The sequence below is a fragment of the Rhodoferax sp. RT4P68 genome, from assembly GCF_056521305.1.
Genome location: NZ_JBWMBB010000016.1, coordinates 1 through 24,998 on the forward strand (window position 1 = coordinate 1; position 24,998 = coordinate 24,998).

Genomic DNA, 24,998 nt, shown 5'->3' on the forward strand with positions numbered 1-24,998 from the left:
GGTCTTGCCCTCTTCGCGCGCCAGCAGCGTGCCCAGCTCTTCCTTGCGCGCCAGGATTTCGTTGCCGATCTTGTCCAGCGCGTCGCTGCGCGCCTGGATGCCGCCCGTCGCCCAGGCTGGGAACGCAGCCGTGGCGGCGGCGACTGCAGCGTCCACCTGCGACGCGTCGCCCTGGGTGTACTGGCCCAGCACATCGGCCAGGTTGCTGGGGTTCACATTGGGGCTGTAGCTCTTGCCGGCGACCCATTCGCCGTTGATCAGGTTGTCATGGTTCTGCATCGAGAAAACTCCAGGTTCAGCGGACCATACAGGGCCGCTTGTTGTCGAACTTCCAGTTCGGAATGAGGTACTGCATCGCCACGCCGTCGTCGCGCGCGCCCAGACCGTGCTGCAGGTACAGCTGGTGCGCCTTCTCCACCTCGGCCATGTCCAGCTCCACGCCCAGGCCCGGCTTCTTTGGCACCTGCACGTAGCCGCCTTCGATCTTGAGCGGCTCCTTGGTCAGGCGCTGGCCGTCCTGCCAGATCCAGTGCGTGTCGATGGCGGTGACCTTGCCCGGTGCGGCCGCGCCCACGTGCGTGAACATGGCCAGCGAGATGTCGAAGTGGTTGTTCGAATGCGAGCCCCAGGTCAGCCCGAAGGCCTGGCACAGCTGCGCCACACGCACGCTGCCGGCCATGGTCCAGAAGTGCGGGTCGGCCAGTGGAATGTCGACCGACTGCAGCGACAGGCTGTGCACCATCTCGCGCCAGTCGGTGGCCACCATGTTGGTGGCCGTCGGCAAACCGGTGGCACGGCGGAACTCGGCCATCACCTCGCGCCCGCTGAACACGCCTTCGGCACCGCAGGGGTCTTCGGCATAGGCGACGACGCCGCGCATGCGCTGGCCCAGGCGGATCGCGTCTTTCAGCAGCCAACCGCCGTTCGGGTCCAGCGTGACGCGGGCCTCGGGGAAGCGCTCGTGCAGCGCGGTGACGGCGTCGACCTCTTCGTCGCCACGCAGCACGCCGCCCTTGAGCTTGAAGTCCTGGAAGCCGTAACGCTCCTGCGCGGCTTCGGCCAGGCGGACCACGCCCTCGGGCGTCATGGCCATCTCATGGCGCACGCGGAACCAGGCGTTGTCGGCATCGGGCTCGGTGCGGTAGGCCAGGCCGGTCTTCTTGGTATCGCCGACGTAGAACAGGTAGCCCAGCATCTGCACGGCATCGCGCTGCTGGCCTTCGCCGAGCAGGGCCGCCACCGGCACTTCCAGGTGCTGGCCCAGCAGGTCGAGCAGCGCCGCTTCAGCAGCCGTGACCGCGTGGATGGCCACGCGCAGGTCGAAGGTCTGTGTGCCGCGTCCGCCGCTGTCACGCTCGGCGAACTGGGTGCGCATCGCGTTCAGGATGGCTTGCCAGTTGCCGATGGACTGGCCGACGATCAACGCGCGCGCATCGTCCAGCGTCTGGCGGATCTTCTCGCCACCGGGCACTTCGCCCACGCCGGTGTTGCCGGCGTTGTCTTTGAGGATCAGGATGTTGCGGGTGAAGAACGGGCCGTGTGCGCCCGAGAGGTTCATCAGCATGTCGTCGTGGCCGGCGACGGGCACGACACGCAGTTCGGTGACGATGGGGGTGGACATCGGAGTCTCCTGAATTGGCGCAGGGCCCGCGGCAGCGGCGGGCCCCGAAGGACTGCAAGCTTAAGCTTACTGGGGGCCGAGCTTTTGGATCAGCACCGCCAGTGCTTCCATCTCGTTCGGCTTCAGATCGGTCAACGGTGCGCGCACCGGGCCGCCGTCGTGGCCGACGATCTTGGCACCGGCCTTGATGATGCTGACGCCGTAGCCTTCCACCCGGTTGCGGATGTCCAGGTAGGGCATGAAGAAATCCTTCAGCAAGCGGTGTTGCGTCGCCATGTCGTCGGCGGCCACGGCGTTGTAGAAGTCCATCGCCGTCTTCGGGATGAAGTTGAACACGGCCGATGAATACACCGGCGTGCCCAGCGCCTTGTAGGCCGCTGCATAGACCTCGGCGGTCGGCAGGCCGCCCAGGTAGGCGAAGCGGTCGCCCATCTTCATGAAGATGGAAGACATGGTCTCGATGTTGCCCACGCCGTCCTTGAAGCCCACCAGGTTCGGGCAGCGCTCGGCCAGGATGGCCAGCGAGTTCGGCGTCAGCTTGCAGCGGTCGCGGTTGTAGACGATCACGCCGAACTTCACGCTGGCGCAGACTTGGGCGACATGCTCGATCAGGCCTTCCTGCCCGGCTTCGGTCAGGTAGTGCGGCAGCAGCAGGATGCCGTGAGCACCCAGGCGCTCGGCTTCCTGGGCATGGGCGATGGCGGTGCGGGTCGGGCCGCCGGCGCCGGCAATGATCGGCACCTTGCCGCGGCAGGTGTCCACGGCCGTCTTGACGACCTGGCTGTATTCCTCGCCGGCCAGCGAGAAGTATTCACCTGTGCCACCAGCGGCGAACAGCGCGCTGGCGCCGTAAGGGGCCAGCCATTCCAGGCGTTCGATGTACGTGCCGGGGCGGAACTCGCCCTGCGCGTCGAAGTCGGTGATCGGGAACGACAGCAGGCCGGAGCCCATGATGGATTTCAGTTCTTGCGGGTTCATGCGAAACGCTCAGTCAGTGGTGAGGGGTTGAACAAAGTGGGAGGAACCGGTCAGTCCAGGCGGATGTTGGCGGCCTGCACCACGGTGGCCCAGCGGGCACGCTCCTTGGCGAAGAACTGCTCTTCCTCAGCCGGCGTCATGGTCACGACCTCGGCGCCCTGCCCGGCCAGGCGCGAGCGGATGTCGGCCGAGCGGATGACGGTGATCAGCGCCTGGTTCAGGCGCTGCACGGTCGCCTCCGGCGTGCCGCGCGCCACGCGCACGCCCTGCCAGGTGCCGGACTGATAGCCAGGCACGCCCTGCTCCGCAATCGTCGGCGTCTCGCCGATCAGCGGCATGCGGGTGGACTTGGACACGCCCAGCAGCTTGAGCTTGCCGCTCTGCACGTGCGGCAAGGTGGCCAGCATGCCGTTCATCAGCACATCGGTCTGGCCACCCACGGTGTCCTGGATGGCCTGCACGCCGCCCTTGTAGGGCACGTACACCCACTTGGCACCGCTGGCACGCTCCAGCGCCACGCCGGCCAGGTGCGGCGCACTGCCGGTGGCGGTCACCGCGAAGTTCAGGTCCTTGGTCTTGGACAGCGCGATCAGCTCCTGCAGGTTGTTCGCCTTGACCGAGGGATGCACCACCAGGAGGTGCGGGGAGTACGCCAGCATGGTCACGCCACGCAAATCCTTGGAGGGGTCGAACGGCAGCTTGGTGTAGACCGATGGGCTGATGGCCAGCGCGCCCACGTCGCACAGCAGCAGCGTGTAGCCCTCGGGCGCGGACTTGGCCACGAAATCGGCCCCCAGGTTGCCGTTGGCGCCGGGCTTGTTCTCCACGATCACGCTCTGCTTCAGCGCTTCGGACAGCGGCTGGCTGATGGCGCGCGCAATGATGTCTGACGAGCCACCGGGTGGGTACGGCACGATGATGCGGATCGGCTTGCTCGGCCATTTGTCGGCCTGGGCCAAGGCGGGGGCCGCCACGGCGGCGGCAGCAGCAGCGGCGCCGGCAAGAAGTTCGCGTCGGGTCACGGTCATGTGGGAGTCTCCTGGAGTCGAAATCCACTCGTCGGTCACGAGGTCAGTCATCGTACAACTAAACCCGGGGCGATGCAATGTGAATCGTGTGGGTGCCGTCAGGCCTGCGCGGGTGGCAGGCCGGCGGCTTCGCGTTGCGCCGCTTCCTGCGCCAGCCGCAGGCGTTCGCGGCTGTTCGTCAGGTGCAGGCGCATGGCAGCGCGGGCCGCATCGGGATCACGCCGGGCGATGGCCGCGTAGATCTCTTCGTGCTCGCGGTTCACGCGCACCAGGTATTCGCCGCGCCGATCGTGGTTGCGGATGGCGTTGACGCGGGTGCGCGGGATCAGATTGGTGCCCAGATGGCCCAGGATGTCGGCGAAATACGGGTTGCCCGTGGCCTGCGCGATGGTCAGGTGGAAGCGGAAATCCAGCCCCACTGTCTCGGCGCCAGTCGTCACGTTGCGCTCGAACGCGTCGAGCGCCTCACGCATGGCACGCAGGTGCTCATCGCTGCGGCGCAGCGCCGCGAGACCGGCCGATTCCGACTCCAGGCTGATGCGCAGTTCCAGCACCGCCAACACGTCGACGGTGGTGGCGATGTCGGTTGCGTCCAGGCGGAACATGCCGGCCGCGCGCGGTGGCAGCACAAAGGTGCCGACACCGTGCCGCGTCTCCACCAGCCCCGACGCCTGCAACTTGGACAAAGCCTCGCGCACCACCGTGCGGCTGACGCCGTAGGCCTGCATGATGGCCGACTCGGTCGGCAGCTTGTCGCCGGTGCGCAGCTTCTGGCTGCGGATCTTCTCGCCCAGGTCGTCCACCAATCCGTGGGCCAGGCCGCGGCCACGTTGGCGCGGTGCCAGCGTGGCGAACGGGGCCGCCGCCTCGGGTTCGGGCACGTCTTTGGAAAGCGTGGACAGGATCGCCATGCGGCCATCATAGTCCGCACCGTCGTTGTACGACAACTCACGACAAAACGACACACGCTGCGGCGTAAGGCGCGGCGCCACACGTCGGTCTGTGGCATCGTCGCGCCCTACGCTTATTTCCATGCACCGAACCTCATGACTGTCCAGCGCAAACGCGCCGCCACCATCCGCGATGTCGCCGAGGCCGCCCAGGTCTCCACCGCCACCGTGTCCAAATTCGTCAACGGCAACCAGCGCTTCACGGCCGAGGTCGAAGCCCGCATCTCGCTGGCCGTGCGCACGCTCGGCTATTCGCTGAACCCGATGGCGCGCGGCATGATCACCGGGCTGACGGGCAATGTCGGCATCATCATCCTGGACATCCGCAACCCCTACTTCACCAGCCTGGTGAAAGGTGCCTCGCGCATGGCTGCCAGCGCCGGGCTGAACCTGATCATCGCGGACGCGGCCGAAAGCACCTCGCCCGAACTCGGCGTGCTGCAGTCGCTGTGCCGCCGCGTCGATGGCCTGATCGTCAGCGCGCGCCTGCCGGCACCGGTGATCGAGGCGCTGTTCGAGATCGGCACGCCGGTGGTGTTCTATGGCCGGCCTTCGGCCTATGAGAAGAACCACAACGTGGGTTGCGACAACCACACCGCCGGCCTGATGCTGGGCCGCCATCTGCGCGAACTGGGCCACCGGCGCATCAGCTACCTGGGCTTTCCCGGTGCGCGCTGGAGCATCGAGCGCGAACGCGGCCTGCGCGATGCGTTTGCCGGCGTGGACGCCAGCTTTCGCCGTTTCGACGCCGCCGCACCCTCGACCGAGGAAGGCGAGCGCCTGGCTTCCACCATCCTGCTGTCGCAGGACATGGACGACGCCATCGTCGCCTACAACGACCTGCTGGCCATGGGCCTGCTGCTGGAGGCCAAGGCCCTGGGCATCCGCGTGCCGGAGCAGATCTCGGTGGCCGGTTTCGACAACATCGCCTACGGCCGCCTGGTGAGCCCGGCGCTGACCAGCGTGGACATGATGGGCGAGGCCACGGGCGAACTGGCCATGCGCAAGCTCGTCAGCGAGATCAAGGGCGAGCCGACCAGCTTCGACGACGACGTGGTGCACAGCCGGGTCGTCGCGCGAGAGTCCACCGGCGTGCGCCGACCTAGGGTAAACGATTAGCTCACGGGGATTGACGGCCTGGCCACCCTGCCCGACCATCACCCCTGTTCGCCTAGCGGCGTATTTTTTTCCAGATCAGTTAAACGTTTACCTTGTTTCGTGATGACAGGCGATGCCTGGAAACCCCTGGCACTGGCATTCAGATCAACACCTAAAACTCCTTGCTGCCCATGTCCACTCCAACGTCTCCCAGCGCCCCGGCGCCCCGCGTGCAACGCCTGCTCCTGACCGGCGCCGCCGGCGGCCTGGGCAAGGTACTGCGCGAACGGCTCATTCCCGTCGCCGGCACGCTGCGCGTGTCCGACATCGCCGCGCTGGGCGATCCGCAGGGCCCGCACGAAGAGGTCGTGCTGTGCAACCTGGCCGACAAGGCGGCGGTGGATGCACTGGTGGCCGGCTGCGACGCCATCGTCCACCTCGGTGGCGTCTCGGTCGAGCGGCCGTTCGAGGAGATCCTGGAGGGCAACATCAAGGGCGTCTACAACATCTACGAAGCGGCCCGCCGCCATGGCGCGCGCCGCGTGATCTTCGCCAGCTCCAACCACGTGATCGGCTTCTACAAGCAGGACGAGACGCTGGACGCGCATGTGCTGCGCCGGCCCGATGGCTACTACGGCCTGTCCAAATCCTTCGGCGAAGACGTGGCGCAGTTCTACTTCGACCGCTACGGCATCGAGACCGTCAGCATCCGCATCGGCTCGTCATTCCCCGAGCCCCTGAACCGCCGCATGATGAGCACCTGGCTCAGCTATGACGATCTGGTGCAGCTGATCGAGAAGTCGCTATTCACCCCGGGCGTGGGCCACACCGTCGTCTACGGCATGTCGGCCAACCAGAACGTCTGGTGGGACAACAGCGCCGCCGCCGTGCTGGGCTATGCGCCCAAGGACAACTCGGAAATCTTCCGCGGCAAGGTCGAGGCGCAGCCGCCCGTCGCGCCGGCCGACCCGAACGCCATCTACCAGGGCGGCGCCTTCACGGCCCAAGGCCCGTTCGGGGATTGATGACATGGCCCAAGCCGAGTTGATCCTCGACGCCCGCAACGGCACCGGCGAAAGCCCGGTCTGGCACGTGGGCGAGCAGGCTCTGTACTGGGTCGACATCCCGGGCAAGGCCATTCACCGCTGGTCGCCCGCAGAGGGCCACCGCCACTGGGCCACTCAGGAAATGCCGGCCTGCATCGCCGCCACGGCCACGCCCGGCCGCTGGATCGCCGGCATGGAGAGCGGCCTCTTCGCGCTGCAGCTGCACGACGACGGCACCGTGGCGAACACATGCCTGGCCGCCGTCGACCACGCCGCGCCGGCCATGCGCTTCAACGATGGCCGCTGCGACCGCCAGGGCCGCTTCTGGGCCGGCACCATGTGCCTGGACATGGCGGCCGCCATGCGCGCCGGCGCGCTTTACCGATTCGGCGAGGGCGACACCGCCCTGCCCGCGCAGCTGGGCGATCTGATTGTGCCCAACGGCCTGGCCTTCAGCCCGGATGGCAAGACCATGTACCTCTCGGACTCGCACCCCACGGTGCAGACCATCTGGGCCTTCGACTACGACACCGCGAGCGGCACGCCCTCCAACCGCCGTGTGTTCGTGGACATGAACCCCCTGCCCGGCCGCCCCGATGGCGCCGCCATCGACGTGGACGGCTGCTACTGGATCTGCGGCAACGACGCCGGCCTGGTGCACCGCTTCACGCCCGACGGCCGACTCGACAAATCGCTCTCCGTGCCGGTCAAGAAGCCCGCCATGTGCGCGTTCGGCGGGCCGCAGCTCGACATCTTGTACGTGACTTCGATCCGCCCCGGCGGCGATCTGTCCGACCAGCCGCTGGCCGGCGGCGTGTTTGCGTTGCGGCCCGGCACCCAGGGTCTGCAAGAACCATCGTTTTCATCCCTTTCCCCCACCCACCTCTGACCAACCCAAGGAGACACGCCATGTCCATGAACCTGCGCACCACCATCCTCTCGGCCGCCGTGACGGCCGCCGCACTGGCCACCAGCCTGAACGCCCAGGCGCAGACCGTCCTGAAGGCTGCCGACGTGCACCCGCCCGGCTACCCCACCGTCGTCGCCACCGAGAACATGGGCAAGAAGCTCGAAGCCGCAACCAACGGCAAGTTCAAGATGCAGATGTTCCCCAGCAGCGTGCTGGGTGACGAGAAGACCATGATCGAGCAGACCCAGATCGGCGCGATCCAGGTTCTGCGCACCTCGCTCGGCCCGGTCGGCACCGTGGTGCCCGAAGTGAACGTCTTCAACATGCCCTTCGTGTTCCGCAACGAAGCCCACATGCGCGCCGTGATCGACGGCCCCATCGGCCAGGAACTGCTGGACAAGGTCACCAACAGCCCGGCCCGTCTGGTAGGCCTGGCCTGGCAGGACGGCGGCTCGCGCAGCGTCTACACCAAGAAGCCGGTGCGCAGCATCGCCGATCTGAAGGGCCAGAAGATCCGCATGATGGGCAACCCGCTGTTCGTGGACACCATGAACGCGCTGGGCGGCAACGGCATCGCCATGGGCTACGGCGAGGTCTACAGCGCCCTGCAGACCGGCGTGATCGACGGCGCGGAGAACAACGCGCCCAGCATGTTCACGTCCAATCACTTCACCACCGGCGCGAAGTACTACACGCAGACCAACCACCTGATCATTCCCGAGATGCTGGTCATGTCCAAGGTCACCTGGAACAAGCTCACCCCTGAAGAGCAGACCCTGGTGAAGAAGCTGGGCCGCGAAGCGCAGCTGGAACAGCGCGCCCTGTGGGACAAGAGCGTGGCCGACAACAGCGCCAAGCTGAAGGCTGCCGGCGTGGAGTTCATCGAGGTCGACCAGAAGCCGTTCTACGACGCCACCGAAGCCGTGCGCGCCAAGTACGGTGCGGCGTACAAGGACCTGATGGCCCGCATCGCCGCAGTGAAGTAAGCGGCCGCAACCCCTGCCACCTCAAGCAACGATTCGATCGCCTCCCATGCGCTCCCCGCTGAACCGTGCCCTCGACGGGCTGTACCTTGCCTGCATCTGGATTGCAGGCCTGTCGATCCTGGCCATGAGCCTGATCATTCCTGCTGGCGTGTTCGCCCGCTACGTGTTCGGTGTGGGCGCGCAGTGGCCGGAACCGATCGCCATCCTGCTGATGGTGGTGTTCACCTTCATCGGCGCGGCGGCCGCCTACCGCGCCGGCGCCCACATCGCCGTGGCGATGCTGACCGACCGGCTGTCGCCACCGCTGCAGTGGCTGTGCGCCCGCCTGGTCGATCTGCTGATGCTGGCAGCCAGCGTGTTCATGCTGGTCTGGGGCGGCAAGCTGGCCATGGAGACCATGGGCCAGACCCTGGCCGAACTGCCCTGGCTGGCCGTGGGCTACACCTATCTGCCGGTGCCGCTGTCTGGCCTCATCACGATGCTCTTCGTGCTGGAGCAGATGTTCACAGGCCACCAGCACAACAGTGCCACGTCCACGTTCGACCACACCGTAGAAGAAGGGAGCGCCTGACATGGACGCCCTGGTACTGCTGGGCAGCTTCGGGCTGCTCATCCTGATCGGCATGCCGGTCGCCTATTCGCTGGGTGCTGCGGCGCTGATCGGCGCCCTGTGGATCGACCTGCCGATCGAGGCCGTGATGATCCAGATCGTCAGCGGCGTCAACAAGTTCTCGCTGCTGGCCATCCCGTTCTTCGTGCTGGCCGGGGCCATCATGGCCGAGGGCGGCATGTCGCGGCGACTGGTCGCCTTCGCCGGCGTGCTGGTGGGCTTCGTGCGCGGCGGGCTGTCGCTGGTCAACATCCTGGCGTCCACCTTCTTCGGTGCCATCTCCGGCTCTGCCGTGGCGGACACCGCGTCGATCGGCTCGGTGATGATCCCCGAGATGGTCCGCAAGGGCTACCCGCGTGCGTTCGCCACCTCGCTGACGATCAGCGGCTCGATCCAGGCGGCGCTGATTCCGCCCAGCCACAACGCCGTCATCTACTCGATGGCAGCGGGCGGTTCGATCTCGATTGCAGCGCTGTTCATGGCCGGCGTGTTCCCCGGCCTGCTGCTCGGCCTGACGCTGGCCATCTACTGCCTGTTCATCGCCAAGAAGCGCAACTTTCCCACCGGCGAATCCATCCCGCTGCGCCAGGCACTGAAGATCGCGGCCGATGCCATGTGGGGCCTGATGACCATGGTCATCATCCTTGGCGGCATTCTGAGCGGCGTCTTCACCGCCACGGAATCGGCCTCGGTCGCCGTGGTGTGGGCGTTCTTCGTCACGATGTTCATCTACCGCGACTACAAGTGGCGCGATCTGCCCAAGCTGATGCACCGCACCGTCAAGACGGTGTCCATCGTGATGATCCTGATCGGCTTCGCCGCCGCGTTCGGCTACATCATGACGCTGATGCAGATCCCGATGAAGATCACCACCGCGCTGACGGAATTCACCAGCAGCAAGATCGTGATCCTGCTGTGCGTGAACCTGCTGCTGCTGGTGCTGGGCACGCTGATGGACATGGCAGCGCTGATCCTGATCCTGACGCCCATCCTGCTGCCGGTCGTCAAGGCCGTGGGCGTGGACCCGGTGCACTTCGGCATGATCATGATCGTCAATCTGGGCATCGGCCTGGTCACGCCACCGGTGGGCACCGTGCTGTTCGTCGGCAGCGCGGTGGGCAAGTTGCCCATCGAGACGGTGGTCAAGGCGCTGATGCCCTTCTTCGGCCTGCTGCTGATCGTGCTGGCCATCATCACCTTTGTGCCCGAACTGTCGCTGTGGCTGCCGCGCGCCGTCGGCGTCTGATCGCCACCTGACCATCCCCCGCGCGGCGGCCCCACAGCGGGGCCGCCGCGCTTTCTGACCGAAGGACATCTCATGGAAGATCTGCGCGGCAAGACCGCTCTCGTCACCGGTGCCAGTACCGGCATCGGCGCCGCTGTCGCCACCGCATTCGGCGCGCGTGGCGCCAAGGTGGTGGTGCACTACAACCAATCGCGCGAGGCGGCAGACGGTGTCGTCGCCACCATCCGCGCGGCCGGTGGCGAGGCCATCGCACTGCAGGCCGAGGTGCGCGACAGCGAGGCCATCCGCCGTTGCGTGGCCGATGCCGTCGGCGCATTCGGCCGCATCGACATCCTGGTCAACAACGCCGGCAGCCTGGTGCAGCGCGCGCCGATTGCCGAGTTCACCGACGCGCTGTTCGACGACGTCATGCACATCAACGTGCGCTCGATGCTGGCCTTCTGCCGCGAGGTCGTGCCGCTGATGCGCCAGCAAGGCCAGGGCGGCAACATCATCAACGTCAGCTCGGTCGCGGCGCGCAACGGCGGCGGGCCGGGCGCGTACCTGTACGCCGGCGCCAAGGGCTTCGTCAGCACCGCCACGCACGGGCTGGCGAAGGAACTGGCGCCCGACCGCATCCGCGTGAACGCGGTGGCGCCGGGCGTCATCGCCACGCCCTTCCACGACCGCTTCTCCACACCGCAGATGCTGGAGAACTTCAAGGCCGGCATCCCGATGGGCCGCATCGGCACGCCGGACGAATGCGTGGGCGCGTTCCTGTTCCTGGCGTCCGACTTGCTGTCGGGCTATGTCACGGGGCAGATCCTGGAAGTCAACGGCGGGCAATACATGCCGTGACGGACCGCGTGCCGCTACGCATCGCCGTCATCGGCGCCGGCATGGCGTCGCCGCCTCACTTCAAGGCTCTGCACGACCTGCAGGACGAGGTCGAGGTCGCATGGGTCTGGGGCCGCGACGCGCAGCGCGTGGCCAGCTCCGACCTGCCGCAAGGCGCGGTGATCACCACCCGGCTGCAGGAGGTGCTGACCGACACCAGCGTGCAGGCCGCGCTGGTGCTGACGCCACCGCAGTCGCACCTGGACATCGTCGAGCAGCTGGCAGCAGCCGGCAAACACGTGCTGGTCGAAAAGCCGCTGGCGCTGACACTTGCGCAGGCCGAACGCATGGTGGTCACCTGCGAGCGCCATGGCGTGCTGCTGGCCACCGTGCTGCAGCACCGCGCCAGCCCGGCCGCACAGCACCTCTACGGCATGGTGCAGGCCGGTGCGCTGGGGGACCTGCTGAGCGCCAGCGCCAGCGTGCGCTGGTGGCGCCCGCAGAGCTACTACGACGTGCCCGGTCGCGGCACGCTGGCGCGCGATGGCGGTGGTGTGCTGATGACGCAGGCCATCCACACGCTGGATTTGCTGCTGCACCTCACCGGCCTGCCGGCGCGCGTGACCGGCCTGGTCGCCACCCGGCTGCACCGCATGGAGGCCGAGGACACGGCCGGCGCGCTGCTGCAGTGGGCGGGCGGCGCCATCGGCGTGGTGGATGCGACGACCGCCGCCTGGCCCGGCCACCCCGAGCGCATCGCGCTGAACTTCAGCGGCGGAACGGCGACGCTGGAGGCGGGCGCGCTGCGGCTGGACCGGCCGCGCGCCGAGCGTGTGCTGGTCGGCAAGCCCCAGGCCAGCGGCGCGGGCGCCAACCCGATGGGTTTCGACCACGCCGGCCACCGCGCCGTGCTGCAGGACTTCGTAGAGGCCATCGCGCACCAACGCGCGCCGCTGGCCAGCGGCCGCTCGGCGCTGGCGGTGCAACGGCTGATCGACGGGATCGTGCGCTCATCGCACGCGGGCACGGCCGTCGCGCTCTGAGCCTGCGGCCTGCCCGGCCACACCTGAGGCTCGCCCCCGCTCCTGCGCCGGCTGAATGCCCGGCGCGTGGGTCTGTAGCACGCACGCTTACATGTGTGCCGCCAACGTGGGACCACACATGGTTGCCGCTGAGCCATTCCTAGGTGGAAACCCATGATCGACGCGTTCATCGAACAATTGTGTTCGTTGATCGCACAGCGGTGCGCCGCAGCCATTGGCGCAACGCATCGCCATTTCTAGACTCGCGCTCCGTGAACTCCCTCACGCCAAGCCCGCCCAAGAAAGACACCATGCGCACACCCCAACCCCTCTTCCGCCCCCTCGTCCGTCTGCTGGCCGGCGCCTCGTTGGCGCTGTGCGCACTGGCTGCCCAGGCGCAGGACATCAAGGACCGCACCTTCAAGTTCGCCATGCAGAACACCGCCGGCAGCGCCCAGTACGACGCTGCCGTCAAGTTCGCCGAGCTCGTCAAGACCCGCAGCGGCGGCAAGCTCAAGGTGAGCGTGTTCGGCGGTGGCGTGCTGGGCAAGGACACGGCTGTGGTGTCGGCCATGCAGGGCGGCACCGTCGATCTGTGCGTGATGAACTCCAGCCTGCTCTCGGGCGTGGTCAAGGAAATGGGGATGCTGGACTTCCCGTTCGTCTTCGCCACGGAGAAGGAAGCCTACGCCGTGGTCGACAGCCCGTTCGGCGACAAGCTGCACGCCCTGCTCGAACCGAAAGGCCTGGTCGGCCTGTCGTACTGGGAGCTGGGGTTTCGCCACTTCCACGTCGGCAAGCGCCCCATCACCAAGCTGGAAGACATCCAGGGCCTGAAGATCCGCGTCATCGAGACCCCGGTCTACCTGGACTTCATGAAGGCCATGGGCGCCAACGCCGTGCCGCTGCCCTACCCCGAGCTGTATGGCGCGCTGGAGCAGGCCGCCGTCGATGGCGGCACCCAGCCCGTCATCAACATGACCACGGCCAAGCTGTACGAAGTGCAGAAGTACTTCTCGCTCACGGGCCACATGTACAACCCGCAGTCGGTCATCTTCAGCAAGAAGATCTGGGACACGCTGTCGGGCGACGAGAAGAAGCTGCTGCAAACCGCCGTGACCGAGGCGCGCGACTACCAGCGCCAGATCTCGCGTGAGCGCAATGCCGCCGGCGTCGCAGAACTGAAGGCCAAGGGCATGCAGATCAACGAGTTGCCCGCCGCCGACCGCGCCCGCATGAAGGAGAAGGCCCAGCCCGTGGTCGACAAGCACACGGCACGCATCGGCGAGCCCTTGGTCAAGGAGATGTACGCCGCCGTCGAGAAGGCGCGCGCCGCCGCCAAGTAAGGTTGCAGCGTCAGGGCACGCACGGGGGCTACCGGCGTCCCGTGTGTGACCGGCGCCGTCCTGGGGCTTTGTGCCTGCAGCCCACAATCAGGGAGCAAGCCACCTTCCACCCAAGGAGACCCCCCTGATGAACGGCGCCAAAAGCCTGGTCCACACCCTGCTCCAGTCCGGTGTGGACACCTGTTTCGCCAACCCCGGCACCAGCGAGATGCACTTTGTCGCCGCGCTCGACCAGATGCCCGGCACGCGCTGCGTGCTGGGCCTGCAAGAGAACGTGGTCACCGGCATGGCCGACGGCTACTGGCGCATGGCCGGCAAGCCGGCCAGCACGCTGCTGCACTGCGGCCCCGGCCTGGCCAATGGCCTGGCCAATTTGCACAACGCACGCCGCGCCCGCAGCGGCATCGTCAACATCGTCGGCGACCAGGCCACCTACCACCGCGCCCACGACGCCCCGCTGACGGCCGACACCGACGCGCTGGCGCGCACCGTCTCGGCCTGGGTGCACACCAGCACCCGCGCGGCCGACGTGGGCCACGACGCGGCACGCGCCGTGCAGGCCGCGCGCAGCGCGCAGGGCCAGATCGCCACGCTGATCCTGCCCTCCGACGCGTCGTGGGACGAAGGCGGCGTGGTCGCCGACGCACTGCCAGCAGTCAGTGCCCCCACCCTGGACCCGCACGCCATCGACAAAGCCGTGCGCGCGCTGCGCAGCGGCCAGCCCACGCTGGTGCTGCTGGCCAGCGGCGCCGTGCGCGGGCGTGCGCAGGCCCTGGCCTGGCGCGTGGCCCAGGCCACCGGCGCCACCCTGCTGGCCGACTACGTCACCTCCCATGTGGAGCGCGGCCAGGGCCGGCTGCAGCTGGAGCGCGTGCCCTATGTCGTCGATGCGGCGATCAAGGCGCTGAGCCGGTTCGCCCACATCGTGCTGGTCAACGCCAAGCCACCGGTCGGCTTCTTCGCCTACCCGGGCAAGCCCTCCACGCAGTACCCCGACACGGCGCAACTGCATGTGCTCTCGCGCGCCGACCAGGACCCGGTGGCCGCGCTGCAGGCCCTGGTCGATGCACTGCACGCGCCCGAGATCGCCCTGCCCGACCCCGGCCCGCGCCCCGCCATCGCCACCGGCGCGCCCACGCCCGAGGGCCTGGCGCAGACGCTGGCCGCCGTGATGCCCGAGGGCGCCATCGTGTCCGACGAAAGCGTTTCGTTCGGCCGCGGCTTCTACCAGCACACGCATGCCGCGCCGGCACATGACTGGCTGCACCTGGCAGGTGGCGCGATCGGCGACGGCCTGCCGGTGGCCACGGGCGCGGCCATCGGCGCGGGCGGCCAGCGCCGCGTCATCAGCCTGCAGGCCGACGGCTCGGCCATGTATTCGTTGCAGTCCCTGTGGACGCAGGCGCGCGAGAAGCTGCCCTGCACCACCGTGATCCTGGCCAACCGCAAGTACAACATCCTGATCGGCGAATACGCGGGCGTGGGCGCGACGCCGGGCGACACGGCCATGCGCATGCTGGACCTGGGGAATCCGGATCTGGATTGGGTGAAGCTGGCAGGCGGCATGGGCGTGGAGGCTGCGCGGGCGACGACGCTGGAGCAGTGCGCGGATCTGATGCGCCAGAGCTTCGCGCGGCCGGGGCCGTTTTTGATCGAGCTGGTGATCTAGGCGCTGGGGCTGCGCGAGCCGATGGAAGCGCGGCTCTTGCTCGCGCCGTCGGTGGCCAGAATCAGGTCGTGTGCCGGCCCGACCAGTGCAGCATCCCCGACCCGACTCCATCTGGCTTGATGGAATGACGGGCGCCGGCCAGGGAAGTCCAAGGCGACCGCAAAGGCGCGCACGACCTTGAAAGAGGGCGTGCGCAAAGAGCGCGGAGCTTCCTGGCTACGCGAACTCTTGATCGAGCTTGAAGACGCCCACCACGCGGGCCAGATGCGCGGCCTGCTGCTTCAGGTTGTCGGATGCCGCGGCGCTTTGCTCCACCAGCGCGGCGTTCTGCTGCGTCGAACTGTCAAGCTGCGTCACGGCATTGGTGACATCGCCGATGCCGGTGGTCTGCTCGAGGGTGGAAGCGCTGATGTCGCCGATCAGCACAGAGACGCGCCGGACCTGCGCGACGATGTCGTCCATCGACGCGCCTGCATCGCCGACGAGCTTGGAGCCGGCCTCCACGTTCTGCACACTGCTGCTGATCAGCGCCTTGATTTCCTTGGCGGCCTCGGCGCTGCGTTGCGCAAGACTGCGCACTTCGCTCGCCACCACCGCGAAGCCCCGGCCTTGCTCTCCGGCACGGGCTGCTTCGACGGCTGCGTTCAGTGCCAGGATGTTGGTCTGGAAGGCAATGCTGTCGATGACGCCGATGATGTCGGCGATCTTCTTGGAGCTGCTGGTGATGTCGTTCATCGTGGCCACGACGCGGCCGACCACTTCACCGCCCCGCTCGGCGGCTGCGCTGGCCGAGGTGGCGAGCTGGGTCGCCTGACGCGCGGTGTCGGCGTTGCCTTTCACGGTCGTGTTCATCTGCGCCATCGCCGACGAGGTTTGCTGCAGGCTGCTGGCCTGCTGCTCCGTGCGTTGCGAGAGATCGCAATTGCCGTTGGCGATCTCCACCGACCCGGTGGCGATCGAGTCGGACGCACTGCGCACCTGCCCCACCACACTGGCCAAACTGGTCTGCATGGCGCCCAGCGACGCCAGCACGCTGCCGGTCGGCGCCAGCGCCGCGCCCGGCACTTCGCTCAGGTCGCCCTTGGAGACACGCCGCGCGGCGTCGCCCAACGCGTCGGGTTCGGCACCGAGCTGCTTGATGATTCCGCGCGAGATCGCCATGGCCAGGCCAATGCCGATGGCGAGCGCCACGGCCAGTGACGTCAGCATGACGGCGCGAAAGCCTGTGGCTTGCGCAATCGCGATCTGGTTCTTCTCCTGGATCCGGGCTTCCTCAAAATCGATCAACCTGTTGATCGATGCCAGCCACTGCACGTACTGCGGCTTCGCCTGAGACCACAGCAGCGTCTGCGCGGCGGCGGTGTCCCCGCTGTCAACCGCGGCAACGATGGCCTTGGTGGTGGCGACCGCCTGGCTCTCGATGAGCTTGATCGCGGCATACAGCTTGCTCAGCTCGTCGGAGTCGCCGCCGGCGCCGATCAGCCGTTCCAGTGGCGCGGCGGAGTCGGCATAAAACTTCGCCAGCGCATCGATGGCTGCCACCTCCCTTTGGCGCTCGGCGGGGGTGCCTGCCAGCACGACGTCTCGCGCGGCGATCGAGCGGTCGTGCGCGGACCCACGGAAGTTGATCGCAAAGCGCTGGATGGCGACGTGTTCTTCGCTGTTGGCGCGCAACGCCGCTTCGATGGCCTGGACCTTGAACATGGCCAGCACCGTCACGATCGCCAACACCGCCAAGATCAGGCCGAAGCCTGTATGCAGCCGTTTGCCGACTGTCATTCGAGAAAAATTCACGCACGTCTCCGGAACTGATCAGCTGGGGTAGGTGGTTGGCGACGTCGGAAGGACCGCAGGCGTCAAGTGAATCGTTCGAGCTGAAGTTGCCAACGAAGTCGCACCAGGACTATATCCATCTTCGGCACATTAGATTACTACTTGAGACAAATAGTCGCCGTGATTAGCTTGCATTTCAGACGTATTTATACCGCCTTCGCCGCCCTCTCATGCCGCCCTTGCGAACACCAGCAGCAAGTTGTTCGCCGGCATCTCCACCCGCTGCGCCAGTCGCAGCCCGGCCGCTGCCGCCTCGGCCTGCACATCCTCCCGCGCCCGAATGCCCCACGCCGCGTTGCGCCGGCGCAGGTCGGCATCGAATGCCAGGTTGCCCTGCGACGTGGCCACGCCTTGCTCCAGATAGGGGCCGTAGGTCACCAGCACACCACCCGGCGCCAGGTGGCGGGCCGCGCCCTGCATCAACCCGGCGCAGCAGGCCCAGGGCGCGATGTGCAGCATGTTGGCGCAGTAGATTGCGTCCAGACTGGCGGGCGCCAATGCCTCGCCCTGCCCCGGCCACCTCGGCGCGGTGACATCCAGCAGCACCGGCGCCCGCACGTTGGCCACCTCCAGCTCTGCGCACCAAGCGGTGATCGAGCCAAAGGCCCCATCCGTCACATCGCTGGGCTGCCAGGTCCATTGCGGCAGCGCTTGCGCGAAGAAGGCCACATGCTGCCCCGTGCCGCTGGCGATCTCCAGGGCCGCGCCACGGGCCGGCAGCACGCGCAACAGCACGTCCAGGATGGGCTGCTGGTTGCGCTCCGATGCAGGGCTGCATTGCGCCATGGCGCGCGCGGTGTGGGGCATGGTGGGGCGTGTGGATGGTGGGGTGGTCATGGGCTGGATCATGCGGTGTCCTTGCCGCGTGCGGATGCCGGCGTGGCCGCGCCCTGCTGCGCGAAAGCGGCGGTCAGGAAATCCACGAACGCCCGCACCCGCGCTGCCAGCTGGTGGCGCTGCGGGTACACGGCGTAGATGTCCGCATCCGGCGTGAAGCACTGCGGCAGCACCTGCACCAGCCGGCCACTGCGCAGATGGCGCGCGATGTCCCATTCGGCCCGCATCAGGATGCCGTGGCCGTCCAGCGCCCAGTTGACGGCGATCTCGCCATCGTTGGTCGTGAGGTTGCCACGCGTCTTCACGGCCTCGGTCTTCGCGCTGCGCCCCTTGCCACTGGCCAGGCGCCAGACGCCATAGGCCTCCTCCCCCTGGCGGATGCCGATGCAGTTGTGCCGCGTGAGGTCGTTCGGCACCTTGGGCACGCCATGCCTTGCCAGGTAGGCCGGCGCCGCGCACAGCAGCCGGCGGTTGGCGCCGAGGTTGCGCGCGATGACGCGGCTGTCCGGTGGCGCGCCGAAGCGCACACAGACGTCGAACAGGTCATCGCTGGGCGGCGGCGGGCTGACGGACAGCTGCAGTTGCACCTGCACGTCCGGGTGCTGGCGCACGAACCTGGAGATCAGCGGCGCCACATGGCTGCGCCCGAAGCCCAGCGTCGCGTTGACGCGCAGCAGGCCCTGCGGCGTGGCCTTGGAGACGCCCAGCAGCTCGCCCATGCCGTCGATCTCGGCCAGGATGCGGCGCGCGTGCTCCAGATAGATCTCACCCTCGGGCGTGAGGCTCATGCGGCGCGTCGAGCGGTTCACCAGCAGCACGCCGATGCGTGCTTCCATCTGCGCCAGGTGCTTGCTGACGGCTGGCGTCGTCACACCCAATTCGCGGGCTGCGGCGGAGAGGCTGGCGGCGCTGGCCAGTGTCGAGAAAAAGCCCAGGTCGGCCGGCAGGATGGGGGCAGTCATGTCGGGTTCAGTGTTGACCTGAAGTGAAAGATGGATTCACTTTAGCCGTGATCCAACGCTGCGCTGCGTCCGTACAGTCCGCACATCACGCAACCCACACCGCCAGCAACTGTCTTGAAAGTCAAGCCAAATGAAGCGCCGAATTGAATGGCTGGCCCATGGCATTGAGGATGGTCAGCAGCTTGCGGGCACAAGCGGTGATGGCCAGCTTCTTGGGCTTGCCGGCGGCCAGCAATCGCTCGTAGAACGCCTTGATGACCGGGTTGAATCGCGTGGCAACCAAAGCAGCCATGAACAGCACCTTGCGCACGTAGGGTCGCCCGCCGAAGATGGTTCGCTTGCCGCGCATGGCACCCGAATCACGGTTGATCGGAGCCAGTCCCACGAGGGCGCTGACCTCGCGCCCACTCAGCTTTCCCAGCTCGGGCACCTCCGCCAGCAAGGTGCTGATGGTGGCCTGACCGACGCCCTTGACCTCGCCCAGCAGCTTGGCCAACTGCGCGTGGTGCGCCCCGATGAGCGCCTGAATGTCCTTGTCCAGGCGGGCGATCTCGCGCTCCAGCGCCTTCAAGATCGTGCGCATGCTGCGCAGCATGCGCTGGTCCGGCCCGCTGGCGCGTTGCTGCTCGGCGATGTGCATGGCCTGCAGCTGGCGCCTGCGCGTAAGCAGCGCCTGGAGGCGGCGTTGGGTCTCGTCGGGCAGCGGCTTGATGAGCTTGTGCAGATCATCGCGCTGCACCAGCGTCTGACCCATGTGCGCCAGCACACGGGCATCGAGCCGGTCCGTCTTGGCCAGGCGGCCCATGGAGCGGGCGAAGTCGCGCGACTGGCGCGGGTTGACGATCACCACCGGATGGCCGGCCAGCTGCAGCGCGCAGGCCACATCCATCTCCAGTCCACCGGTGGCCTCCAGCACGATCAAAGCGACCGTGCGGCCCTGCTCGCGCAGGGTGGCCAGGTGCGCCAGCAACGCGGCGTGGCCGGCCGCGTCGTTGGATGGCGCAAGCGCTGCGGCGCCATCGCTGAAGGCCACCTCCAGCGAGGCCTTGGCCACATCCACGCCGATGGTCAGCGCGGTCTCGTTCGGTCGGTTCGGCTGGCTCGTCATCGCCCCTCCTTTTACATGCGAAGTGAAGTGTTCCTACAACTGTTCGGGCTGATCCCAAGCGGCAGGGGGCGTGCACCAAATGCTGGTGTGCGGGCTTGCCGGCGAACCGGCCAACCCCTGGAGACAACGGGTTGCACGCCCCTGCCTAACCGACCACGCGGGGGTCAGGCTGTGGACATGTGGACGATGCGCTGGCGCGCACCGGTGACCGCCGTGGACAACTCTTGCGAGTTGCCCACCGCGGCCACCTTCGACCACATGCCCACAGCCTTCTACCACCACGTTCATTTCCTTTCAAACCACTGAAACCGAAGATAAAAGGAGACACCCCATGAAGACGTACAAGATCGCCACCATCCCCGGTGACGGCATCGGCAAGGAAGTCGTGCCCGCAGGCCGCGAAGTGCTGCAGGCCCTGGCCTCGGCCAGCACCCGCTTTGCATTCGACTTCGAAGACTTCGGCTGGGGCGGCGACTGGTTCCGCGCCCACGGCGAGATGATGCCGGCCAACGGACTCGACGCGCTCAGGGACAAGGACGCGATCCTCTTCGGCTCGGCCGGCGACCCGCACATTCCCGACCACATCACGCTGTGGGGCCTGCGCCTGAAGATCTGCCAGGGCTTCGACCAGTACGCCAACGTGCGGCCCACGCGCATCCTGCCCGGCATCGACGGCCCGCTCAAGCGCTGCGGCCCCGATGATCTGAACTGGGTCATCGTGCGTGAGAACTCCGAGGGCGAGTATTCCGGCGTGGGCGGCCGCGTGCACCAGGGCCACCCGATCGAGGCCGCGACCGACGTCTCCATCATGACCCGCGCCGGTGTCGAGCGCATCATGCGGTTCGCCTTCAAGCTGGCCCAGTCGCGGCCCCGCAAGCTGCTGACCGTCATCACCAAGAGCAACGCCCAGCGCCACGCCATGGTGATGTGGGACGAGATCGCGCTGCAGATCAGCAAAGAGTTCCCGGATGTCACCTGGGACAAGGAACTGGTCGATGCATCGACCGCCCGCATGATCAACAAGCCCGCCACGCTGGACACCATCGTTGCGACCAACCTGCACGCCGACATCCTCTCCGACCTGGCCGCCGCGCTGGCCGGCAGCCTGGGCATCGCGCCGACCGGCAACATCGACCCCGAGCGCCGCTACCCCAGCATGTTCGAGCCCATCCACGGCTCTGCCTTCGACATCATGGGCAAGGGCCTGGCCAATCCGGTCGGCACCTTCTGGTCGGTCGTGATGCTGCTGGAGCACCTGGGCGAGTTCGACGCAGCCCAGCAGGTGATGGCGGCCATTGAGCAGGTCACCGCCGACAAGACGCTGCACACGCGTGACCTGGGCGGCACGGCCACCACGGCCGACGTGACGCGCGCGGTCTGTGCCCTGGTCGGCGCCAGCCAGCAGCGCAAGGCCGCTTGAGCCCGGCGGGCCTGGCCCGCCTCTGCCGACTTCCCCGCTTCGCCCCACCAGGCAGCCGCAAAGCGCTCCAGGGGTGCCCCCTTTTTCTCTCTTTTCCGAAGACACGCATGAACCGACGCAACCTGATCACCACGCTGACCCTGGCCCTGGGCTGCACCCTGGCCTCGGCACAGGCCTTTCCGACCAAGCCCATCACGCTGATCGTGCCGTTCCCGGCCGGTGGCAGTTCGGACGCGCTGGCGCGCTCGCTGAGCACCCCGCTGTCCCAGGCCCTGGGCCAACCCGTCGTCGTCGAAAGCCGGCCCGGCGCCGGCGCCACCATTGGCGCGGACTACGTGGCCAAGGCCAAGGCCGACGGCTACACGCTGCTGATGGGCGCGGTGCACCACACGATTGCGACCAGCGTCTACAAGAAGCTGCCCTACGATTTCGAGAAGAGCTTCGCGCCCATCACCACCGTGGCGCTGGTGCCCAACGTGGTCACGGTCAACAGCAAATCGTCGGCCACCGACGTGAAGGGCCTGATCGCGCTGGCCAAGGCCGCGCCCGGCAAGCTGGCCTATGGCTCGAATGGCAACGGCACGGTGCAGCACCTGATCGGCACGCAGTTCTCCACCATGGCTGGCGTCGAGATGGTGCACGTGCCCTACAAGGGCAGCGCGCCGCTGACCACCGACCTGCTGGGCGGCCAGATCGACCTGTCGTTCGACACGCTGACGCCGATGGTGCAGCACATCAAAGGCGGCAAGCTGCGCGCGCTGGCCGTGACCACGGCCAAGCGCTCCAGCACGCTGCCGGACGTGCCCACGTTGGCCGAGGCTGGCCTGCCCGGCTTCGACCAGGGCACCTGGTTCGGCATCCTGGCGCCGGCCGGCACGCCCAAGGACGTCGTCGCCAAGCTGAATGCCGAGATGGTCAAGATCATCGCGTCGGCCGACTTCAAGAAGCGCATGGAAGAAATCGGCGCCGAGCCCGTGGGCGACACCCCCGCGCAGATGGCCGAGCAGATCAAGGCCGACACGGCCAACTACGCCCGGCTGGTCAAGGATGCGAAGGTGACGATCGACTGAGGTTCACCAACCAGTTCAGGGCTGCCCTGTGGCGGTCACCAGGCACTGCAGCGTGATGACGACGCTGCCGCCGACTGGCAGGACCGGAATGGTCACGCCCACGGGGCCCTGCAGATTGGCCACGGGCACGGTGGCGCCCGGGCAGGCCGCGCCACCGCTGGCGCTGCAGCTGGCGGTTGGGCCTGGCGTGGTGCAGTCCAGTCCGGCGCCCGGCACATCACGGATGACAGCCCCATTGGCTGCGCTGGGCCCGCCGTTGGTGCCCGTCAGCGTGTAGCTCACCACGGCCCCGGCGCGAACGTTGGCGGCACTGCCCGACTTCACGACGGTGAGGTCGGCCCGTGGGACGGCCGCATTCGAGAACGTGCAGGTGAGGTCGTCGCCGATGGCCGGCGTCAGACTGAAGCTGACCCCAGCGCCCGTGGGGGTCTGGCCGCCTGAAAGGGCGTTGCTGCAGCTGTAGGTGCTGGTGTAGTCGGCCACGTTGGCGCCGACTGCCCCGGCTTCGGCCAGTGTGTAGGTGCTGCCGGCGGTTGCGTTGCCGAGAGTGGCGACTTCCACCGGCGCATTGGTGCTGCCGGTGGTCGTCACGGCCACCGCCCCCCCCACCCCCGCAATGCTGAGCGTGAACTGGTCCGAGGGCACCAACCGGCCGCCCGGCAACACCTTTTGCAGGCGAAGCGCCGCCACGCCCGTGTTCACGACCGTGCAGGCGATGTCGCTGGTGTCCGTGACGGCGGCCGCATTCAGGGTGAAGCTGTTGCCACTCACCACAACCGCTCCACCGGCGCCCATGCCCGTGCAGGTGACGCTGGTCAGATTCCAGCCGGCTGGCAGCACTTCCGTGAGGGTGGTGGCGACGCCGGAGGCCGTGAGCACCTGGGCCGCACCGGCCACGCCCACACCCGCACTTGTCGTCGTGATCGACTGGCTGCTCCATCCGTTGGTGCCGGTGAAGGTGAAGGCGCCGGTCCCGCCATTGGTCACCTTGGTCAGGGCCAGAGACCGGCAAACAACGGTGAAGTTCGCGCTGGCGCTGTTGTTGGTGGTGTTGATGTCCCCGAAGCCGTCGGTGGCCGAGAAATCGGCCGTGGCGGTGTTGCCGACCGTCGCGCCGCAGGTGGCGCCCGCTGCCACGGTGCCCGTGATGGTGAAGCTGAGCGTGCCGCCCGGCGCCATCGTGTAGCCGCCGGTGATCGCGAGGTTGCCCGTCCCGCTCGCGGCGGGGCAGGTCGATCCCACGCTCGCGGCGCAAGTCCAGGTCACACCGGTCAGCTGCGCCGGCAAGGTGTCCACGATGTCGGGGGCGTTCACCCCATCGATGGTGGGCGCCTGGTTGCCGGCATCGATGGGATTGATGTCGTTGTTGCTGACGACCAGGGTGTAGGTGGCCTGCTGTCCGCGCTGCACAGTGCTGGGCGCAACCGTCTTGGTGACCGCGATGTCGGCCGGCACCGAGACGGAGACATTGCGAACTTCATGGATGTTGGTCGAGCCGCCCGTGGAACCGGCGATGCCGATGCGCAACTGGGCCGGCGCGACGTACGGGAAATTCAGCGCGTTCAGGATGTTGGCCGGCGCAGCGCCCGCCAGACCCAGGCCCACCGTGACCCGAAATCCGCCCAGGCCGTTGGGCACCAGAAAGTACCGCACCCTGTTGGCCGTCGGCCGTGCCGTGGCACTGGGCGCGTCGATCCCCGCCCCGACGCTGGCGCCACTGATGTACGGGTTGTTGGCAGTCTGGGGGCCACGGACCACCACGGAATCCGGCTGCTGCCCCGGCCCGTCGTTGTTGGGACAACGACCGGTCGCGCCATCGCTCGAGAAGTTGCCAAACTCGTCCAGGCCGATGCCCAGATAGCCCCCCACCCCGGCGCAATAGCCCAACGACGCGCCCGCTGCAGCACCGGCCATGGTGGTGGCTGCGTCGTAGAGGAAAAAGCTCAGGCCGTCGGCACCCGTCCCGCCCCACGTCACGTATTCGAACTCGACCACCACCCCCTGCGTCGACGGGAAGCTGCCGCCGGTGTACCGCGCCGTGCCGGCCTGGTCGTTTTCATTGGTGGTCAGGCGCAGCCAGCCGCTGCCATTGGCATCGTTGACGTTGTTGGGAATCGCCCCGCGGTTGCCCGTCAGGACGCCGCTGTCATTGGGGCCAGGATTGTTGGTACCCGTGATCGTCCAGCCCGGCGCGGCACTGCTCGCGAAGGTTTGCGAGACCTTGAACTGTGCGTGGGCCGGCGCGGCGCACACGGCCAGCGCCGACACGCAAAGGCCGGCGAAGGCGCTGCGCCACCGCGCCGGCCCCCCCAGCTTCGGCAGGCAGGCCGACGCCCGTTGCCTGAGCACGGGCACACCCACGGGCCAGAGGGCATCGGATCGTGAAGTTGAGTTCATGGCGATGGTGGGCGTAGTGCGACGGACTTGGCGAGCGGCGGTACC

General features: G+C 67.6%; 22 protein-coding genes. 12 read left to right on the forward strand and 10 right to left on the reverse strand.

Going from position 1 to position 24,998, the window contains the following annotated elements; genetic code table 11:
- From AC099J_RS26935 to AC099J_RS26955, 5 genes are all read right to left on the reverse strand, one after another.
- The coding region (locus AC099J_RS26935; protein ID WP_479618381.1) for an aldehyde dehydrogenase family protein at nt 1-279 on the reverse strand (279 nt) is incomplete at its 3' end.
- A 16-nt stretch (nt 280-295) separates the two neighbouring features.
- A complete protein-coding gene (gene gudD / locus AC099J_RS26940; protein WP_479618382.1) occupies nt 296-1,621 on the reverse strand; it encodes a glucarate dehydratase in 1,326 nt (441 codons plus the stop codon).
- Nucleotides 1,622-1,687: 66 nt separating this feature from the next.
- Nucleotides 1,688-2,599 (reverse strand): 5-dehydro-4-deoxyglucarate dehydratase, encoded by a 912-nt coding sequence (gene kdgD, locus AC099J_RS26945; protein WP_479618383.1) that lies wholly within the window; start codon nt 2,597-2,599, stop codon nt 1,688-1,690.
- A 50-nt stretch (nt 2,600-2,649) separates the two neighbouring features.
- Entirely contained in the window at nt 2,650-3,627 is a 978-nt protein-coding gene (locus tag AC099J_RS26950) for a Bug family tripartite tricarboxylate transporter substrate binding protein (RefSeq protein WP_479618384.1), read from the reverse strand.
- 98 nt (nt 3,628-3,725) lie between these two features.
- The gene (locus tag AC099J_RS26955; RefSeq protein WP_479618385.1) at nt 3,726-4,538 is read right to left on the reverse strand and encodes a FadR/GntR family transcriptional regulator; all 813 of its coding nucleotides are present in this window, start codon (nt 4,536-4,538) and stop codon (nt 3,726-3,728) included.
- 135 nt (nt 4,539-4,673) lie between these two features.
- Here AC099J_RS26955 and AC099J_RS26960 point away from each other — a divergent pair, with 135 nt between their 5' ends.
- The 10 genes from AC099J_RS26960 (at nt 4,674) to AC099J_RS27005 (ending at nt 15,326) form a co-directional block, all read left to right on the forward strand.
- A complete protein-coding gene (locus AC099J_RS26960) occupies nt 4,674-5,696 on the forward strand; it encodes a LacI family DNA-binding transcriptional regulator (protein ID WP_479618386.1) in 1,023 nt (340 codons plus the stop codon).
- Nucleotides 5,697-5,866: 170 nt separating this feature from the next.
- Complete coding sequence (locus tag AC099J_RS26965; protein WP_479618387.1) at nt 5,867-6,700, forward strand: NAD-dependent epimerase/dehydratase family protein; 834 nt, start codon at nt 5,867-5,869, stop codon at nt 6,698-6,700.
- Nucleotides 6,701-6,704: 4 nt separating this feature from the next.
- Nucleotides 6,705-7,610 carry an SMP-30/gluconolactonase/LRE family protein gene (locus tag AC099J_RS26970; RefSeq protein ID WP_479618388.1) on the forward strand — a complete coding sequence of 302 codons (906 nt, stop codon included), beginning with the start codon at nt 6,705-6,707 and terminating at the stop codon, nt 7,608-7,610.
- Between the two features lie 20 nt (nt 7,611-7,630).
- Nucleotides 7,631-8,617 (forward strand): TRAP transporter substrate-binding protein, encoded by a 987-nt coding sequence (locus AC099J_RS26975; protein WP_479618389.1) that lies wholly within the window; start codon nt 7,631-7,633, stop codon nt 8,615-8,617.
- Nucleotides 8,618-8,663: 46 nt separating this feature from the next.
- Entirely contained in the window at nt 8,664-9,188 is a 525-nt protein-coding gene (locus tag AC099J_RS26980; RefSeq protein ID WP_479618390.1) for a TRAP transporter small permease, read from the forward strand.
- A gap of 1 nt (nt 9,189) precedes the next feature.
- On the forward strand, nt 9,190-10,473 hold the full coding sequence (locus AC099J_RS26985) for a TRAP transporter large permease (RefSeq protein ID WP_479618391.1): 1,284 nt from the start codon (nt 9,190-9,192) through the stop codon (nt 10,471-10,473).
- A 72-nt stretch (nt 10,474-10,545) separates the two neighbouring features.
- Entirely contained in the window at nt 10,546-11,310 is a 765-nt protein-coding gene (locus AC099J_RS26990) for an SDR family NAD(P)-dependent oxidoreductase (RefSeq protein WP_479618392.1), read from the forward strand.
- Complete coding sequence (locus AC099J_RS26995; RefSeq protein WP_479618393.1) at nt 11,307-12,332, forward strand: Gfo/Idh/MocA family protein; 1,026 nt, start codon at nt 11,307-11,309, stop codon at nt 12,330-12,332. The genes AC099J_RS26990 and AC099J_RS26995 overlap by 4 nt, the downstream gene beginning before the upstream one ends.
- A 290-nt stretch (nt 12,333-12,622) precedes the next feature.
- Nucleotides 12,623-13,657: a TRAP transporter substrate-binding protein gene (locus AC099J_RS27000; RefSeq protein WP_479618394.1), complete on the forward strand. Its 1,035-nt coding sequence runs from the start codon at nt 12,623-12,625 to the stop codon at nt 13,655-13,657.
- A 127-nt stretch (nt 13,658-13,784) separates the two neighbouring features.
- Nucleotides 13,785-15,326 (forward strand): acetolactate synthase large subunit, encoded by a 1,542-nt coding sequence (locus tag AC099J_RS27005; RefSeq protein WP_479618395.1) that lies wholly within the window; start codon nt 13,785-13,787, stop codon nt 15,324-15,326.
- A gap of 216 nt (nt 15,327-15,542) precedes the next feature.
- Here the strand turns inward: AC099J_RS27005 and AC099J_RS27010 are convergent, their stop codons facing one another.
- The 4 genes from AC099J_RS27010 to AC099J_RS27025 all read right to left on the reverse strand — a co-directional run bounded on the left by AC099J_RS27010 (nt 15,543) and on the right by AC099J_RS27025 (nt 20,066).
- Nucleotides 15,543-17,105 carry a methyl-accepting chemotaxis protein gene (locus tag AC099J_RS27010; protein WP_479618396.1) on the reverse strand — a complete coding sequence of 521 codons (1,563 nt, stop codon included), beginning with the start codon at nt 17,103-17,105 and terminating at the stop codon, nt 15,543-15,545.
- Nucleotides 17,106-17,327: 222 nt separating this feature from the next.
- Complete coding sequence (locus AC099J_RS27015) at nt 17,328-17,966, reverse strand: DUF938 domain-containing protein (RefSeq protein WP_479618397.1); 639 nt, start codon at nt 17,964-17,966, stop codon at nt 17,328-17,330.
- Nucleotides 17,967-18,004: 38 nt separating this feature from the next.
- Nucleotides 18,005-18,958 carry a LysR substrate-binding domain-containing protein gene (locus tag AC099J_RS27020; RefSeq protein ID WP_479618398.1) on the reverse strand — a complete coding sequence of 318 codons (954 nt, stop codon included), beginning with the start codon at nt 18,956-18,958 and terminating at the stop codon, nt 18,005-18,007.
- 121 nt (nt 18,959-19,079) lie between these two features.
- Entirely contained in the window at nt 19,080-20,066 is a 987-nt protein-coding gene (locus AC099J_RS27025; RefSeq protein ID WP_479618399.1) for an IS110 family RNA-guided transposase, read from the reverse strand.
- 331 nt (nt 20,067-20,397) lie between these two features.
- Here AC099J_RS27025 and AC099J_RS27030 point away from each other — a divergent pair, with 331 nt between their 5' ends.
- Both AC099J_RS27030 and AC099J_RS27035 read left to right on the forward strand, forming a co-directional pair.
- A complete protein-coding gene (locus AC099J_RS27030) occupies nt 20,398-21,486 on the forward strand; it encodes a tartrate dehydrogenase (protein ID WP_479618400.1) in 1,089 nt (362 codons plus the stop codon).
- 107 nt (nt 21,487-21,593) lie between these two features.
- Nucleotides 21,594-22,556, forward strand: a complete 963-nt coding sequence (locus AC099J_RS27035) for a Bug family tripartite tricarboxylate transporter substrate binding protein (protein WP_479618401.1) — start codon at nt 21,594-21,596, stop codon at nt 22,554-22,556.
- A 15-nt stretch (nt 22,557-22,571) separates the two neighbouring features.
- On the opposite strand, the gene AC099J_RS27040 is transcribed toward AC099J_RS27035, so the two are convergent.
- Nucleotides 22,572-24,953 carry a prealbumin-like fold domain-containing protein gene (locus AC099J_RS27040; protein WP_479618402.1) on the reverse strand — a complete coding sequence of 794 codons (2,382 nt, stop codon included), beginning with the start codon at nt 24,951-24,953 and terminating at the stop codon, nt 22,572-22,574.
- Nucleotides 24,954-24,998 lie beyond the last annotated feature (45 nt).